This is a genomic window from Maribacter sp. (assembly GCF_049667165.1).
Classification (GTDB): Bacteria; Bacteroidota; Bacteroidia; order Flavobacteriales; family Flavobacteriaceae; genus Maribacter_A.
The window spans coordinates 69,979-87,973 of sequence record NZ_JBATHS010000028.1 but is presented as its reverse complement, the minus strand read 5'-3'; the positions used below and the strand labels follow the sequence as shown (position 1 = coordinate 87,973).

10 protein-coding genes are annotated in these 17,995 nt (G+C 40.3%); all 10 read left to right on the top strand.

The genetic code is table 11. The annotated features are described in order from the left end of the window. Window positions 1-1,429 (top strand): family 16 glycosylhydrolase (locus WBM98_RS01465; RefSeq protein WP_424364240.1); only part of this gene is annotated, 1,429 nt, incomplete at its 5' end. Then, window positions 1,426-3,507 (top strand): glycoside hydrolase family 127 protein, encoded by a 2,082-nt coding sequence (locus WBM98_RS01460; protein WP_424364239.1) that lies wholly within the window; start codon window positions 1,426-1,428, stop codon window positions 3,505-3,507. The genes WBM98_RS01465 and WBM98_RS01460, both read left to right, overlap by 4 nt. 393 nt (window positions 3,508-3,900) lie before the next feature. Further along, complete coding sequence (locus WBM98_RS01455) at window positions 3,901-4,095, top strand: hypothetical protein (protein ID WP_424364238.1); 195 nt, start codon at window positions 3,901-3,903, stop codon at window positions 4,093-4,095. A gap of 75 nt (window positions 4,096-4,170) precedes the next feature. Then, the gene (locus WBM98_RS01450) at window positions 4,171-6,726 is read left to right on the top strand and encodes a sugar-binding domain-containing protein (protein ID WP_424364237.1); all 2,556 of its coding nucleotides are present in this window, start codon (window positions 4,171-4,173) and stop codon (window positions 6,724-6,726) included. Between the two features lie 80 nt (window positions 6,727-6,806). Beyond that, window positions 6,807-8,486, top strand: coding sequence for a sulfatase (locus WBM98_RS01445; protein WP_424364236.1), 1,680 nt, complete (start codon window positions 6,807-6,809; stop codon window positions 8,484-8,486). A 7-nt stretch (window positions 8,487-8,493) separates the two neighbouring features. Further along, window positions 8,494-10,146, top strand: coding sequence for a sulfatase (locus WBM98_RS01440; protein WP_424364235.1), 1,653 nt, complete (start codon window positions 8,494-8,496; stop codon window positions 10,144-10,146). Between the two features lie 17 nt (window positions 10,147-10,163). Next, on the top strand, window positions 10,164-12,080 hold the full coding sequence (locus tag WBM98_RS01435; protein WP_424364234.1) for an FAD-dependent oxidoreductase: 1,917 nt from the start codon (window positions 10,164-10,166) through the stop codon (window positions 12,078-12,080). A gap of 3 nt (window positions 12,081-12,083) precedes the next feature. Beyond that, window positions 12,084-13,202, top strand: a complete 1,119-nt coding sequence (locus WBM98_RS01430) for a hypothetical protein (RefSeq protein ID WP_424364233.1) — start codon at window positions 12,084-12,086, stop codon at window positions 13,200-13,202. 27 nt (window positions 13,203-13,229) lie between these two features. Further along, window positions 13,230-14,693, top strand: a complete 1,464-nt coding sequence (locus tag WBM98_RS01425; protein WP_424364232.1) for a sulfatase-like hydrolase/transferase — start codon at window positions 13,230-13,232, stop codon at window positions 14,691-14,693. A gap of 29 nt (window positions 14,694-14,722) precedes the next feature. After that, entirely contained in the window at window positions 14,723-17,962 is a 3,240-nt protein-coding gene (locus tag WBM98_RS01420) for a glycoside hydrolase family 2 TIM barrel-domain containing protein (protein WP_424364231.1), read from the top strand. Window positions 17,963-17,995 lie beyond the last annotated feature (33 nt).

The following is a 17,995-nucleotide window of genomic DNA, read 5'->3' as shown; positions in this document are numbered from 1 at the left end:
AGTATATACCTTGGTTTTCACCTTGGCTTCCTTATTGGCCTCTTGTGTTTCTGCCCAAAAATCAGGATTATATCCGACCTCTGACCCTGACAATAAAGGCGGATTGGTATTAAATGAGAAGGTTAGCGACGAATTTGAAGGGGACGAACTTGACCCATCCAAATGGTTCATTGAAGGGCAAAATGGGGATTATTACATTTGGAAAGGTCGAGCACCTTCTCAATTCGTACCACACAATGTGCGCGTTGAAAATGGCAAACTTAAACTTAGGACCGCATGGGAACCCGAATATGAATTCATACAGGAAACCTATACGGATGGTAATATGGGTGCAGCTAAGTATGGAGAATACAAAGGGGAACCTATGCCCGTAACCACTGCTGGTGTCATAACCAAAAAACGATTTTTGAATGGATATATGGAAGTGAAGTCCAAAGTAGGTAATGCGGCCATTACAGGTGCCTTTTGGGGTATAGGTTATGAACAGGAATTGGATGTTTTCGAACAAATGGGCAATCCGAAGAAAGGGGAAAAGATCACGGCAACCAGTTCGTTGGCCACTGCCCATGATTGGAGTCCGCCAGCACAACGACCCACAAACGTATTTCAGCATGTTGAAGATCTGCCCTTCCGGGTAGCGGATGATTTTCATGTTTATGGTGCGGATTGGGGCGAAGATTACCTCAGCCTGTACATAGATGGCAAGTTGGTACATCACTTTACGCAAGATGATGTAGGATTGGATTGGGTGCTGAACAATCCTATGGAGATATGGCTCGATTCCGAGATATTCTACTGGCTCGGAATGCCACATAAGGAAGAGCTGCCAGTTGATTTTGAAATAGAATACCTGCGTGTCTGGCAAAAACCGACAGACAACCTTTTGGCCCGTCACTTTTATGGTTTTGAAGGCCCCTACCTTTTTGAAGAAAAAGAAAGACCTCTGAAAATGGTCCCGGAAAGTTCAGTACCTAATGCGTATCAAAAATTTTGGATGATCGATAGCCTTTCTACCAAATACTTTTCAATTGTCGAGGGTGATTATGCTTCGGGTGTAAATAGTCTGAAATTCGCCGGGTTCGGGAAAAACGAAAAGCTCGAAACCGAACAGGTGGTCGCCATTTCCCCAGAAGGTGCCATTGCTATTCCCGCTGGCGACCATACTTTGTCGCTTAAAATCTGGTTAGACCAAGGTCGTGCGGTGAAGAAGATGTATTTATCGTTTGAAAACCCAAAACAAGAAATTCCGATTGATCTAACAGGACTTGCACGCCGTCAATGGGTTACCATTGAACAAAGATTTACTAAGGAAAAGGCATCCAATGTCAATGACCAGTTCAAAATTGAGGTGCGTAAAGAAGATGTTCCCGAGACAAAAGCGTCCAAGTTTTTTATTGACGATATAACCATTATCCCTATAAAAAAATGAGAAATTTACTAGCTGCTTTCTTTTTACTGAACATCGCTTTTTCTTGTAAACAATCACAAGAAGAACGCATCAGTGATTCCAATTCAATTGTTAAGGGAACTATTGGGCTAAATCTGGATAAAGGGGCTGGAATTATAAATACGGCGAACAGCCCTCATGTAAAGTTCAAGAGCATCAATATGGGTGATTGTCAATGGACGGAAGGTTTTTGGGCAGACAAATTCAAGGTTGCAGAGGAAGTAATGGTCCCACATATGGGAACTATACTAACAGGTGACATTGGTCACTCGTTAAACAACTTCAAAATAGCGGCAGGGTTAAAAGAAGGTGAGCATAAAGGAATGTATTGGCATGATGGCGATTTTTATAAATGGATGGAATCTGCCATGTATGTGTATGCCCAGAACAGAGATGAAAAGATTCTGGAAGAGCTTGATAAATACATAGAAATTATAGGAAAGGCCCAGGCAGAGGATGGTTATCTGCAAACCCAAATACAGACGGATCCCTCTAGAAAAAGATACGAGAATACAAGGTTTCATGAAATGTACAATACCGGCCACCTGTTAACCAGTGCCTGTATTCACCAGCGAATTTCGGGAAAAACCAACTTCTTGGACATTGCCATAAAACATGCCAATAAATTATATGAAGATTTTGCTGTTGATACCCCTGAGAATGTTCGATTTGGTTTTAACCAAACCCAGATCATGGGCTTGGTTGAACTGTACAGAACCACCAAGGATAAGCGATATTTGGAATTGGCAGAAACCTTTGTAAACCGTAGAGGAAAAAACGGAGTGGATGTAGGGCCAACTGTCAGGCCTAAAATGGTTGGGGATATGGTTCAGGAAAGAACCCCTATTCGTGAAGAAACGGAAGCTGTAGGCCATGCGGTTTTGGCCCTATATTATTATGCAGGTGCCGCCGACATTGCAGCTGAAACTGGGGAAAAAGCGTTGATTGAAGCCTTGGATAGATTATGGAACAGTGTAGTTGATAAAAAAATGTACGTTACGGGAGCATGCGGCCAAACGCATCATGGCTCCTCCTCCCACCAAGACATGGTTCATGAGGCATTCATCGATGATTATATGATGCCAAACTTAACGGCGTATAACGAAACCTGTGCCAACGTCTGCAACTCTATGTTTAGCTACCGAATGCTTGGTCTTCATGGAGAATCAAAATATGCCGATGTGATGGAGCTCGTGCTTTTTAACAGTGCGCTTTCAGGAATAAGTATTGAAGGCAAGGACTATTTCTATGCGAACCCATTACGAATGATCCATAACGCACGTGATGTTTATAAATCAACAGAATCTCCCATCCGCGAACCCTATATTGAATGTTTCTGTTGTCCACCCAACTTATTACGAACTATCACAAAAATGTCGGGCTGGGCGTATAGTTTAAGTGATAATGGTGTTGCGGTAAATCTGTATGGTGGAAATCAGTTATCGACCAATTTGTTGGATGGTTCACCCTTGGAACTATTGCAAGAAACACAATATCCTTGGGAGGGAAACGTAAAAATTACAATAGAAAATGCAAAACCCGAAGCTTTTGACGTGAGGTTAAGGATTCCTGATTGGGCCAAAGGATCAAAAATAAGGATCAATGGAAAAGATGCAGGAGTGGCGGCTATTGAAGGCACGTACGCAATTCTGAATCGCGCTTGGAAAAAAGGGGATATTATCGATTTAGAAATGCCCATGGAAATCAAAAAGTTGGAAGGGCACCCCCGAATCGAAGAAGTGCGTAATCAAGCAGCGATTAAAAGAGGTCCTGTGGTGTATTGTATTGAATCCCCGGATTTACCTGAAAATACTAGTATTTTAGATGTTTATCTACCTGCAGACTCAGAATTAAAAGCGACCTACCAGCCCGATTTCTTAGGAGGATTAACGACCATAAGTGGTGATTTGAAATTAAGAACCGATCATAAAGAAGGAATGTATCGTGAAATGTCAGATTTAAAATGGAAAACTTCAAAAACCCAGTTTGTTCCTTATTTCGCTTGGGCGAATAGAGGCCAGAGCGAAATGACCGTTTGGATGCCCATAATTTGGGAATAAAATCAAAAAAGCCCAATATTCTGTGCTTTTACGTTGATGATATTCGATAAGAATTGGACTGTTAGGTTTCTGCTAATGTCCTCAACAAGTTTAAAATGTTATAAATCAAGGCATGCATGGTTATTTAAAAATTAGATGTAAGAGTATCATCGCCTTATTATTTATTCTTTTTTCTGAGGGATATGTCATTGGAAAAATATAGAACGGATAGCTATTCTGTAAAAAGGTAAAACCAACTTTAATCGGCACTTTAATAAGTAGGAAACATTTAATTATTATCCATAATGAAAATGATTGTTAACCAACTATTAGCTCTAGGTATAGCTATCATTCCACAAAACAATCTTTCTGCCCAAGCACAGGTAGAAGAAGGAACTTTTCTGTATACTAGGGATGGGCATACGCCCTTGGTATGCCTATGGTGAAGGAGAATATGTTATTGGAAAACATGATAAAAAATCTAATCAAACATCAAGCGATATTCGTTTTGTGACTAAAGACGATCTGCTTTATGCCTTTGTAATGGATTGGCCTCAAAAAGGGAAACAGATTATTATAATAAAACTGGGGATCATGCATTTGCTTTAAAAATTGAAAAAAAATAACCCAAATCCATGAATAATATATTGGATTACCGGTAAAAGCTAAATAAAGATTTAATAGATGAAAACAAACTTTTTGATAATCTTCTTGTTGGCAAGTTTACTTTCCTGCCAAAAAGAAATACCTAATACCTCTACTATTAATCGTGAAACCGATTTTAATTTTGATTGGAAGTTTCAATTACAAAAAGACACAACAAAATTAACGCAAGTGCCATTAATAGATACCGATTGGAGAGATATTCGATTGCCCCACGATTGGAGTGTTGAAATGTCTTTTGATTCCATACTGGAAGGCGCTACAGGGTATTTACCGGGTGGTGTTGCAGTATATCAAAAGCATTTTGAAACACCCGCAAATAAATCGGAAAAGAATACTTACATTCTTTTTGATGGTGTGTATAATAACGCCATCTTTTGGTTAAATGGAACGTTGTTAGGAGAAAATCCCTATGGATATTCACCCGTATATTTTGATATAACAGAAGTGCTAAAAGAAGGTAGCGAAGAAAATATTCTTACGGTCCATGTAGATCACTCACGCTATGTAGATAGTCGTTGGTACACCGGTAGTGGTATTTACAGAAATGTAAAACTGATAACCCTAAGCAAATTGCATATTCCTATTTGGGGAACCTATCTTACTACGCCAGAAATTAATGAAAATAGTGCCAAAGTTAACCTAGAAGTAAAGGTTGAAAATGAATCTGCCAATGATAGTTCTTTTTCCCTTTCAACAAAAATATTGGATGGTGAGGGAAATCAAGTGGCGATAAAGTCAGATGATTTACAATTAAGCGTGGGGTCAAAGAATTCCTTTTTACAAGCATTGGAAGTAGCTAAGCCGAAATTATGGGATACTGAAAATCCAAATATGTATAAGGCAGTGACTTCAATCATTCAGGACGGCAACGTGATTGATGAATACACAACACCATTCGGAATTAGAAGCTTGCGCTTTGATGTGAAGTCTGGTTTTTACTTAAATGAAAAGCCAATGGATGTTAAGGGTATTTGTATTCATCATGATGGTGGGTTGGTAGGTGCTGCAGTACCAGAAGGTGTTTGGAGACGAAGGTTTGAAAAGTTAAAAGCCTGTGGTGTAAATGCCATTCGCACATCACATAACCCATTTTCAGAAGAGTTTATGAATTTGTGTGATGAAATGGGGATATTGGTTCAGAATGAAATTTTTGATGAATTGGATTATGCCAAAGACAAAAGACAGAACTACCATGATCGTCATGACGATTATATCTCTCGTGGTTATGTAGAGCATTTTCAAAAATGGGGAAAAAGTGACTTAACACGTACTATGTTGCGAGATAGAAATCATCCTAGCGTATTCCAATGGAGTATTGGAAATGAAATTGAATGGACTTATCTGCATTATAGATACGTTACAGGTTTTTGGAAAGACCCAAAGGATCCTCAAAACGCTGGTGAATATTGGGGAAGCGAGCCAATGTTTACCCCTGAGGAAATGAAAAAAAGATACGATGCCTCTGAAAAAGGTGAGTATATTTTAGCCGAAACAGCAAAAAAAATCAATGGATGGGTAAAAGAATTGGATCCTTCAAGAGTTACCACGGCTAATTTGGTTATTCCACAAACAAGTATGGTAAGTGGCTATGCAGATGCTGTGGATATTGTTGGATTTAGTTACAGAAACAAAGATATTCCTTGGGCCCTTAAGCATTTTCCTAATAAGCAAGTTACCATTAACGAAAACCCTGGAACTTGGGATGACTGGAAACAAGTCATAGAAAATCCAGGAGTATTTAGTGTTTTTATGTGGACAGGTATTGATTATATGGGAGAAAGACATGGGGACTGGCCTGCAAAAAGTGGTTGGGGTGATATTCTTGATTTGGCCGGATTTGAGCTGCAAGGATGGAACTATTTTAAAAGCATTTGGGTAAATAAACCCCACATCTCCATTGGTACATTGCCAGTAGCCGAATCTGGGTTTAAACAAACTGGAATCTCTGGTCAGCAATTGCCAGAAAATAGTGGGGCCTACAAATGGAGAGATTCTAATATGCACTGGAATTATGAGGATGGAGAGCCTGTTGTAGTTGAGGTTTGTTCAAATTATTCTATGGTTGAACTTTTTATAAATGGACGTTCTTTGGGAAGAAGAAGTATGTCTGAGAGTCCAGATCGTTTATTCCGTTGGACAATGCCATATGAAGCTGGTACTTTAACAGCAAAAGCAGGATTTGACGGAAGTGAAATTACGGCAGAATTAAAAACAACTTCTGAGCCAGTAGGTTTTGTATTGACTTCAGATAAAACATCTTTAAAAGCAGATGCTTATGATGTAGCACATATTGAAGTTCAATTGGTAGATAAAGACGGCCTTCCAGTAAAAACCGAAAATACCAAAATTGAATTTGAAATTGTTGGTGAGGCAAAATTGCTAGGAGTAGATAATGGTGCAAGAGAAAATATTCAAGATTTTCAATCGCATAGTATTGTAACAGCAAAAGGGAGATGCTTAATGATTCTTCAGTCAACAAAAATAGCAGGAAAAGTGAAAGTGATTGCTAAAGCAGGTGGGTTTGAAAGTCAACAACAAATTATTGATATTGAATCTAAAGATCCAACAAAGTAAATATTATGAAAATGCTTTATTTTTAGTTTCATGTCTTACCTGTTTTATAACATAAAAAGTAATCGTGAAAAGTTCAAAAAATGTATAAGAAAATAAGTTTAAGAAAAAGCATAGGTATTCTAATGCTTCTTGTATCGGTATGTAGTTGTAAGCCTAAAGAAGACAAAAAGGAAGTCATAAAGAACAAACCAAATATCCTATTCATTGCCATAGATGATCTACGTCCTGAACTGGGTTCCTATGGCTCTGATATTGCGGTGACCCCTAATTTGGACCGATTGGCCTCAGACGGACTCCAATTTGAAAGAGCTTACTGCCAACAGGCCATTTGTAGTCCTTCGAGGGCCAGTCTAATGACCGGGGCCCGGCCAGAAACGATTGGCGTAATAGAAAACTATACCTATTTCCGGGATGCTAATCCCGATATCATTACACTACCCCAACATTTTTGGGCGAATGGCTATGAAACGGCGTATACAGGTAAAATTTACCACAATACCGAGTTTGGTGATGGCGAACTCTCTTGGAGCAGGGCACCGGCACTGGATAAAATGAAAATTAAACCTACACAAACTCCAGGAGGTTTTGCCCTTCCCGAAAATCAGGAAATGTATCGGGAGAACAAGGCCGAAATGATCGCGAAATATGGCGCCGATGCTGCAAAAAGGGGTTTGGGAAAAGGCCCTGCCTATGAAAGTGCGGATGTACCTGACTATATCTATGAAGATGGGTATAATACAGAATTGGCCATTGCCACTTTAAAGGACATGCTTGAAAAAAATCCGGACAAACCCTTTTTTCTGGGATTGGGCATGAAAAAACCCCATTTGGATTGGTTGGCCCCTAAGAAGTATTGGGATCTATATAACAGGGACAGTATTAAACTTACGACACAAACGACAGCCCCCATCAATGGGGCGGAAATGGGGCTGCACCCTTCCTTTGAACTTCGGGTTAGAAGTGGCATTCCTAAAAAAGGGCCAATTGATGATGAGTTGGCCAAAACATTAAAACATGCTTATTTGGCCTGTGTAAGTTATGTAGATGCCCAAATCGGGAAAATGATTGCCGCCCTTGATGAAGCCGGCATTCGGGACAATACTATAATCGTGGTATGGAGCGATCACGGATGGCATTTGGGCGAAATGGGTATTTGGGGCAAGGCCACTAATTATGAGATTTCAACCAGGGTCCCGATGATGATCTGGACGCCCGACATGCTTAAAGAAAACCGTGGCAAAAAGACAAATGCCTTGGTTGAACTGGTAGACATTTATCCGACCTTATGCGAATTGACGGGAATTTCGTTACCTGGCCATCTGGAAGGCCAAAGTTTTGTGCCGTTGCTTACCAATCCCGAGCTTGAATGGAAAGATGCCGCATTCAGCCAGTTCCCAACCCCTGCTTTAAGGGAGTGGGCCGCCAACCCACTTTCCCAAGGAATGCGCGAAACGTATTTTGGACCATTGATCGAAGAAGTTGAGGCACGCATCATTGAACAGCAAAAAGAAAAATGGGATCGTAATCTCTTCGAAAACAATCTTATGGGATATGCCATGCGAACGGAGCAGTATCGATTAATTGTCTGGAAAGATTATACCCAACCTGCAAGCGAACCTATTTTTATTGAATTGTTCGACCATGAGACAGACCCGAATGAAACGGTGAACATTGCCGGTCAAAATCCGAAATTGGTCAATACCCTTCTTGTCCAATTCAATAAAGGTTGGAAAGGCAATAGGGCAAAACAAAAAAATTAAGATACCCATGGGTAGGCTATGTATTCTTCTATGTGTTTTATCGATTATCCTCGGATGCAAATCTGAAGGGGAAGAAGGGGGTTCGTCCCAAACAAAACCAAAGCCAAATATTCTTTTTATTGCCATTGACGATTTACGTCCAGAGTTGGGATGTTATGGCTCTGATATTGCGATAAGTCCAAATATGGACAAACTTGCAAATCAAGGTTTATTATTCAATAACGCCTTTTGTCAACAAGCCATCTGTGGACCATCAAGGGCTAGTTTAATGACGGGCGTTCGTCCTTCAACCAGTGGTGTAATTCACAATTATATACGCTTTAGGGAAAAACTACCTGAGGTAAACACAATAGCCCAACAGTTTGCTTCAAAGGGTTATCAAACCGTTTATTATGGGAAAATCTTTCATCATGGAGATGAAGATGAAATTTCTTGGAATAGACCGCAGCTAAAAACGGATAAAAAACCTGTTCCGTTTGCGCTTCCGGAAAATCAAAGAATAAGGGAGGAGACACGTAAAGAAATGTTCGCTAAATATGGAGACGTCGCCAAATACGGTCTGGCGATGGGTCCGGCCTTTGAATCCGCCGATGTTCCGGACAATACATATGCTGATGGCCTGAACACCGATTTGGCCATTGAGACCATGAAAGAAATGGTGAAAGAAGACAAGCCTTTTTTTCTGGCTTTAGGTTTTAATAAACCGCATTTAAATTGGGTAGCACCCAAAAAATATTGGGATTTATACGATGAAAACAAAATTAAATCAACAGCCCAAACCAAAGCGCCGATCAATGGTGCGGCAATGGGACTGCATCCTTCTTTTGAATTACGGGTAAGAAGCGGAATTCCAAAATTCGGGGATTTGGATAAAGAACTTTCAACAACCTTAAAGCATGCCTATTTAGCATGTGTAAGCTATGTCGATGCACAACTAGGAAGAATGATCGATGCGTTGGCTGATGCCGGAATTAGGGACAATACCATTATTGTACTTTGGGGCGATCATGGTTGGCATCTAGGTGAAATGGGTATTTGGGGGAAAGCGACCAATTACGAAATTGCAACCCGTGTTCCCATGATGATATGGACACCGGATATTCCTGAAAAAAATCAGGGCAGTACAACCAATGCTCTGGTTGAGTTGGTCGATATATACCCAACCCTTTGTGATCTCGCGGGTATTGAAGTGCCAAATCATGTTGAAGGTTATAGCTTTAAACCCTTGCTCAATAATCCAAACTTGGATTGGAAATCGGCCGTTTTTAGTCAATTCCCCACACCCGCCTTGCGTGAATGGGGTGCATATCCGTTAAGACCAGCAATGCGTGAGACCTTTTTCGGCCCCTTGATTGAGGAAGTTGAAGCCCGTATTATTGATCAACAAAAAGAAAAGTGGGACCGCGAATTGTTCGAAAATACGCTCATGGGATACGCTATGAGAACGGAGCGATATCGTTTTATAGTTTGGAAAGACCGGGCAGATCTAAAAAAAGAACCTCTTTTTTTAGAGTTATATGATCATTCAGTAGACCCTACCGAAACCAACAATATTGCAGGTGATAATCCCGAATTGGTGGCCGAATTAATGGCTCAATTCGACAAAGGTTGGAAGGGGAATTTGCCAAAAAACAAAGTCGGACCAAAAGTTGGTTCTTAAGTACAAATAGCAACGGCATGGAAAGAAGAAAATTTTTCAAAAAAGCGGCTAACGCAGCGGTTGGGGCCAGTATTATTCCTATTACCCGTATTACCCAAGATAATTGTGAGGGATTGGCAGATCGTGAAAATGATAAATGGTATCATTTGGGGACTGGGAAAACGGGCGTGCCTTCAAGAAAGAAAACTATGGTTTATGATGTGGCCGTTATAGGCGGCGGAGCAGCGGGCATTTGTGCGGCCGTTGCAGCGGCAAGAAATGGGTCAAAAACGGTTTTGGTCCAAGACAGACCTGTTTTAGGCGGAAATGCCTCGAGTGAAATGCGGGTACATTTAAATGGCGTAAATGATATAAAAGGCAAAGCCGAACGGGAAACGGGTATAATTGAGGAAATACTTTTACATAATCGATTCGAAAATGAACAGGAATCGTATCCGGTTTTTGACCATGTTCTATATGATTTTGTAGTCAGGGAGCCGAATTTAACCTTGATGCTGAATACCCAAGCTATTGAAGCTATAATGCAAGGGGATACGATTAAATCGGCATTATGTTGGCAAGGAACAACAGAAATTTTATATACCATCAATGCACCCATATTCATAGATTGCTCTGGGGATGGTTTATTGGCCGCAACGGCAGGTGCGGAATACAGAACAGGACGGGAAGGAAAATCGGAATTCAACGAAACCTACGCCCCTGATGCGCCGGATGGTTGGCAAATGGGCGCTACGCTCTTAATGTCCTCGAAAGATATGGGAAGACCCATGAAATACACCCCCCCTTCCTATGCCATAAAGTATACTCATGAAGGGGCAAGCAAAAGACGAAAATTTGCTGGATTTCAAGATGGAATTTGGTGGATCGAAATTGGGAGTGATGACGATATCATCGGGGATTTTGAGGTGAACAGACATAAATTAATGGGGTATTTACATGGTGTTTGGGACTATATTAAAAACTCTGGGAATTTTCCGGAAGCTGAAAATTTAGCGTTGGATTGGGTAGGTTCCCTACCCGGCAGAAGGGAATCACGACGTTTTATCGGGGATTACATTGTCTCTGAAAGGGATATGACAGAATACAGGCATTTTGAAGATGCCGTAGCTTTTGGAGGTTGGTCTTTGGATGAACACAATCCAGGAGGTATCGATGACATATCGGAACCACCAAGTTATTTCCATCATCATTTTGAACAGGTATATCAATTTCCCTTTCGAAGTCTGTACTCCAAAAATGTACCCAATTTAATGTTCGCAGGCCGTAATGTAAGTCAAACACATATCGCATTGTCTTCAAGCCGGATTATGGCCACATGTGCCTTGCAGGGTCAGGCCGTAGGGACGGCAGCTACTATTTGCAACAGGAAAAATATACTTCCCCGGGAAGTAGCCCAAAAACATATTAAAGAGTTGCAGGAACGATTATTAAGGGATGATGTTTTTATTCCGAAAAGACCTGCGAACGACCCTTTGGATTTGGCCAAAAAAGCAAGTTTGATTTTTGGCTCGACGACGGCATCGGGAGATGCCATGTTTTTAACCAATGGCATCTCAAGGGATATTGATGGGAAAATCAACCATTGGCAATCAGACGGATTACCGGCCGAACTTCAAATGGAATGGGAGTCACCAATAGCATTATCCGCCGTTGAACTGAAATGCGATACCAATGTGAAACGAAACATCATGATGCGCAAGGATAGCAGAAATGATGAGTTATACAGCAATGGTGTCCCTAAAGAAATGCTGAAATCTATAATATTAGAAGGACGGGCGAATGGAAAATGGACCAATCTTGGAACAATCGAAAGCAATAGAACCCGCTTGATCAAATTTAAATTTGATAGTACCAAGATTACCGCAATCAGACTAAAAATGACCGAAACCTACGGCGCAGGCCATGTCAAGTTATTTGAAATTAGATGTTATTGATGTATGGTGATTTTCTTAAAACACATAATCCTTTTTATTGTTGTCTTTTTGGCGTTCAATGTTGCCCAAGAAGAGGTGGTAGACCATAAGGTGGTGGTGAGCCATCCTGCTTTTGAGGAAGGAACTTCGAAGGATTTTGTATTGAAAGAAATCAGAAGAAAAAACAACCCGTCGGAATTTTATCTTGAAGTGGAATCGGTTATTTGTATCGACCATCTTTGTAAAATTGTTCCAGTACGTCTTTTTTGGAATACCTACGGGGAATATGTCAGCTATGAATTGGATAAAGGTGTTCGCCTAGAGAAAGGAGAAGGAGAGCCTTTTAATGAGGAAGATTATCAATTGCTGCAGAAAATATTAATGGACAGGAATTCGCCCTATAAAGACATTTCATACTATGAAATAACCCACGAAAAGGTCGTAGGAGAGGGTCAAGTAGATGCTGTATCGGGCGCCACGGAGACCGTATTGAAAAATGGGGAAACCGTTGTTGGGGCAGCATGGACCTGCTTTACGCTTTGGCACTGGGCAAATGGTGAGATCGTTCAGGAAGTGCAGCGAATATCGGGCAGTTTTCTAACGACGCAGCAAATCATTACTGGTTTAGGTGCTACGAATCCGAAGCATCAGAAATTTGTGCTTCATGAATTGATTCGCCGTAACGCATACACCCAACCCCTACTTGATGCCCTAGTGAAAATCGCCCCAAAAGCATCTAAAGAAGTAAATCGCCTTGCCATTGAATATGTTGAAAATGCCCCACGGGAGCTTTATATTGAAACGATGAAACAACTCTATAGCAAAGGGAGTGATGCGAATAGGATTCTTTTTTTGAATTCCATAGCAAGTGTAGAGAAAATCGGCAATCCGGATTTTTATAATACATTGACCATTGATATTGCCAATCTGAAATCTTTTCAGGAAATAGATTTGATTTTGAACATTTTGGAATACGCAAAATCAAATGACCCAACTATTTTAGATCGTGTTACATTGTTATTGGACAACAGTAGTTTTATAATCGCCAGAAAGGCATATTGGTTTTTGGCGTATAAAAAACTATCGAATGTGCAGAAGAATAACATTCAGGAATTCTACAATCAAAATCAAGATAGACTTTAACGATAACTATTATTAAATAATAACCTAATGAAATTCATTCAATTACTACTGTTTGTTATTGCGTTTTCGATTTCATGTAAAAATCAAGATAAAAACCTACAAACCGCAAAAGTAGAAGATCAACGGCCCAATATTTTGGTCATTATGTGCGACGACCTTGGGTATTCAGACGTTGGGTTCAATGGTGCCAAAGACATTCCGACCCCCGAAATCGACAAATTAGCCTTTAACGGTACTATCATGACCTCAGGTTATGTGGCGCATCCATTCTGTGGTCCGAGTAGGGCAGCCTTGATGACAGGAAAGTACCCCCATACGTTCGGCTCGCAATTCAATCTACCCGCAAATAGTGAGGTCACTGTTGGTAAAGGCATTTCATTGAAAGAAACCTTTTTTAGCAAGGTACTGCAAGAGGCAGGGTATTACACAGGCGCCATTGGCAAATGGCATTTAGGGCCAGAGCCCGATTACCATCCCAACAAAAGAGGCTTCGATTATTTCTATGGATTTCTAGGGGGAGGACATAACTATTTCCCCGAGCAATATACCGCTGCCTACAATGAACAAAAGGCACAGGGGAAAGAGGTTATTTTCGATTATCTAAAACCTTTGGAACTAAATGGTGAAATTGTGGAAAACCCATCAGAATATCTTACGGATGAACTTTCTCATAAGGCGGTCGAATTTGTACGAAGCGCAAGTAAAAAAGAAAATCCATTTTTTCTTTATTTGGCCTACAATGCACCTCACGTTCCTTTAGAGGCCAAGGCAGAAGACCTGAAAAAATTCGATCATATTAAAGATGAAAAACGCCGCACTTATGCCGCCATGGTATATGCCGTAGATAGAGGGGTTGGCGAAGTTGTTACAGCCCTTAAGGAAAAAGGGGAATATGAAAACACCCTGATCGTATTTTTAAGCGATAACGGCGGTAAACTCACCAAAGGCGCAACGAATTTCCCCCTTAGGGAAGGTAAAGGAAGTGCCTGTGAGGGTGGGTATCGAGTACCCATGTTCTTTCATTGGCCAGGGAAGGTTGCAAGTGGAAAAACGTTTCCCTATCCCATTTCGGCCCTTGATTTCTACCCAACATTCGCCAAATTGGCACAGGCTGAATTACCAGCAGGAAAAGAATTGGATGGTAAGGATATTTGGCCGACTTTCAGCCAAGGACAAAATCCTAGAAAAGGTGAAATGATCTATGTACTTAGACATCGGGAAGGATACAGCGATGTAGGTGTTAGACAAGATCAATGGAAAGCGTTAAAGACCAATCAAAATAACTGGAAACTCTATAATATCGAAGAAGATTTGGGCGAACAGACTGATTTGAGTGCTAATTATCCCGAGCAGCTCGCTAAAATGGTTTTTGAAGCTGAAAAATGGAGCAAAACCCATACTGAACCCCAATGGTTCGATCCTGAAGAATTAAGCACGATTTGGAAGGAAAAGAACATGGCTCAATTTGAGGAGACATTTAAGATTGAATAAGTAAAATTGAAAAAGTAATCTATATATAAATGAAACAGACAAAAATAATGCTGGCGCTATTTATTTTTGGCAGCTTACAGATTATGACTGCCCAAAACGATTGGGAAAACGAGTTGATGTATGAGAAGAATAAAATGAAGGCTCGCGTTGCTTCCTATTCATTTGAGAACGTAAAAGATGCCCTGACTGCCAATAGGGATAAAGCCCGCATCAAATACCTCAACGGAACTTGGAAGTTCAATTATGTTGGCAAAACAGCTGATAGGCCAACAAATTTTATGAAAAAGGATTTTCAAGGTGAGGGATGGAGTGATATAACAGTGCCGTCAAATTGGGAATTAGAAGGTTTTGGCCAGCCGATTTATTCAAACATCATTTATCCTTTTACACCAAATATTTTAAATATCCCAAAAGACCAACAAATTTATATGGGGCCTTTACCTCCAAGACCTCCAAAAATCTACAGGGACAATCCCGTAGGAAGCTATTTCAGGGATTTTGAGGTGCCGGAAGATTGGAAAAACCAATCGATTATCCTCCATTTTGGAGGTGTGTCCTCCGCCTTTTACCTATGGATAAATGGTAAGGAGGTAGGATATAGCCAGGGTAGTCGTTTAGCAGCGGAATTTGATATTACCGAATATTTGCAACCTGGTAATAACAGAGTGGCCTTGCAAGTATTTCGATGGAGTGACGGCAGCTATTTGGAAGATCAGGATATGTGGAGGTTAAGTGGAATTCATCGAGAAGTATTATTGATGGCACAACCCAAGATTGCCTTGAATGATTTTTTTGTGAGAACCAAATTTGATGCCAATTTACAAAATGCCAAACTAGAGATTCGTCCGGAATTTAGAATTACGGATGGTGCGGATAATCTAAAAGGATGGGAAGTAACTGCACAACTTTACGATGCAAACAACAATGCGGTTTTAGACCAACCACTTTCAGTATCTGTTGAATCTGTTTATAATGAAAGATGGGCGCAACGTGACATTACCAAATTTGCGTTTTTGGAAGCAATGATCAAACATCCAAGAAAATGGTCGGCAGAAGACCCGTATTTATATCGCTTGGTCTTTTCAGTAAACGATCCTCAAGGAGAAGTGGTTGAAGCCCGAACACATAATATTGGTTTTAGACATATTGAATTCAGTAAGGAGAACGAATTGCTGATCAATGGGGAAATGGTAAAAATAATAGGTGTCAACCGTCATGATCATAGTCCGACCAAGGGCAAGGCCTTAACGAGAGAGGATATGCGTAAAGATATAGAACTATTAAAACAATTCAACTTCAATGCAGTACGCACATCCCATTATCCCAACGATCCATATTTTTACGATTTATGTGATAAATATGGCATATATGTTATGGATGAAGCAAATATTGAGTGTCATCACTTGGGTAGTTTTATACCGCAACAGCCTAATTGGGCCGCCCCTATTTTAAGTAGAATTATACGCATGGTGGAAAGAGATAAAAACCACCCAAGTATAATTTCATGGTCTATGGGGAATGAAGCAGGCACAGGGCCCGCATTTGCAGCTGCGGCGGGATGGATTAAGGACTTTGACCCGTCACGCTTTATACATTACGAAGGCGCGCAAGGAGACCCCACCGATCCGGATTATAAGGAAGGTGATGAAGGCCAAGAGGTCTTTAGGGGTGTAGCCCATGCGAATCCGGACGATCCCGATTATGTAGATGTACTCAGTAGAATGTACCCAGAAATCTATCAATTGAAAAGTATGGTCAACAGTCCACATATTGACCGACCCATAATCATGTGTGAATATGCCCATGCCATGGGAAATTCCATTGGCAGTTTAAGTGATTATTGGGATTATATTCGGGCAGAACCAAATTTAATAGGAGGATTTATTTGGGATATGATTGATCAAGGCCTTGAAAAAACCGATGAACATGGCGAGAATTTCTATGCCTACGGAGGCGATTTTGGCGACATACCCAATGACGAAAACTTTTGTATCAATGGCGTGTTCTCTCCAGATAGAAAACCCAATCCCCACGCCTGGGAATGCAAATATATTTTTCAACCGTTTGCGTTTGAAGATGTAGATGTGAAAAATGGAAAAGTTAGGGTTACAAACCGTTATAGCTTTACAGATTTAAGCGTATATGATATAAAATGGACCCTTTCAGAAAATGGCAAAAACCTGCAATCTGGATTGCTGAGTACACAATCGGTAGCCGCAGGTAAATCAGGGATTATTAATGTGCCTTTTAAAAAAATAACGTTTAAGGATGATTCCGAATATTGGTTGCGATTGAGCGTACATGAAAAGGTTGATCGATTATGGACTCCTAAAGGCTATGAAATAGCGAAAGATCAAATTCTATTAAAACCTAGAACACGCGGTGGCGAATATACTTCGAAATCCAAAGATGTAGTGAATGTTGATGAAACCAATGATGAAATCGCAATTAAGGGCAAACACTTTTCTGCTAAAGTTTCAAAAACCAATGGTCAGTTAATATCTTATATCATTAATGGAGCTGAACAATTGGCATCACCCTTACGTCCCAATTTTTATCGTCCTCCAATTGATAACGATGTTAGAGGAGCTAGCAGTGGTTTATTTAGGGCTTCCAGTAAAATTTGGAAAGACATGCATAGTAATTTGCAAAAAAACACTGATGTTAAGGTTGTTGAAAGTGACCGAACAGTTAAAGTAAATGTTAGGCAGAATTTCGAAAATACGGTTAAACTTGAAACTATGTACACCTTCTTTAATGATGGAAGGATAGTCGTAAAAATGGATCTGGATGCTGAAAAATCCTTACCTTATCTTATTCGATACGGAGTAACTATGGGAGTTTCGGATACGAATAAAAACACGACATTTTATGGTAGAGGCCCATGGGAAAACTATCTTGATAGAAAACAAGGGGCAGAAGTGGATGAGTATAGCTTTAAAACAGATAATTTATTTTATAATTATATCCAGCCACAGGAAAATGCAAACCGTTCTGATGTTAGATGGTTGAAACTTTCTTCAAACAATAATAAATCAGGAATTCAAATATCCGGAGTTCCTGAATTTGGTTTTTCAATTTGGCCATATTCTGCCGCCAACATAGAAGAATCCAAGCATCCTTACGATTTAAAAAGACAAGGATTTTATACCTTGAATTTAGATTTAATTCAAATGGGTATTGGGGGAACATTATCAGAAACATTACCGCATTACCTTATTGATTCGGGAAAATACAGTTTTGAATTTATGGTAAGCGCTATTCAGTAGTTTTGTTAACTGCATAACCGGAACTTTGTCAGA

Bases quoted from the DNA above. Each gene is read 5' to 3' on its own strand.
- WBM98_RS01460 (WP_424364239.1), top strand. From the start codon at position 1,426: ATGAGAAATTTACTAGCTGCTTTCTTTTTACTGAACATCGCTTTTTCT.
- WBM98_RS01455 (WP_424364238.1), top strand. From the start codon at position 3,901: ATGGGCATACGCCCTTGGTATGCCTATGGTGAAGGAGAATATGTTATT.
- WBM98_RS01450 (WP_424364237.1), top strand. From the start codon at position 4,171: ATGAAAACAAACTTTTTGATAATCTTCTTGTTGGCAAGTTTACTTTCC.
- WBM98_RS01445 (WP_424364236.1), top strand. From the start codon at position 6,807: ATGTATAAGAAAATAAGTTTAAGAAAAAGCATAGGTATTCTAATGCTT.
- WBM98_RS01440 (WP_424364235.1), top strand. From the start codon at position 8,494: ATGGGTAGGCTATGTATTCTTCTATGTGTTTTATCGATTATCCTCGGA.
- WBM98_RS01435 (WP_424364234.1), top strand. From the start codon at position 10,164: ATGGAAAGAAGAAAATTTTTCAAAAAAGCGGCTAACGCAGCGGTTGGG.
- WBM98_RS01430 (WP_424364233.1), top strand. From the start codon at position 12,084: ATGGTGATTTTCTTAAAACACATAATCCTTTTTATTGTTGTCTTTTTG.
- WBM98_RS01425 (WP_424364232.1), top strand. From the start codon at position 13,230: ATGAAATTCATTCAATTACTACTGTTTGTTATTGCGTTTTCGATTTCA.
- WBM98_RS01420 (WP_424364231.1), top strand. From the start codon at position 14,723: ATGAAACAGACAAAAATAATGCTGGCGCTATTTATTTTTGGCAGCTTA.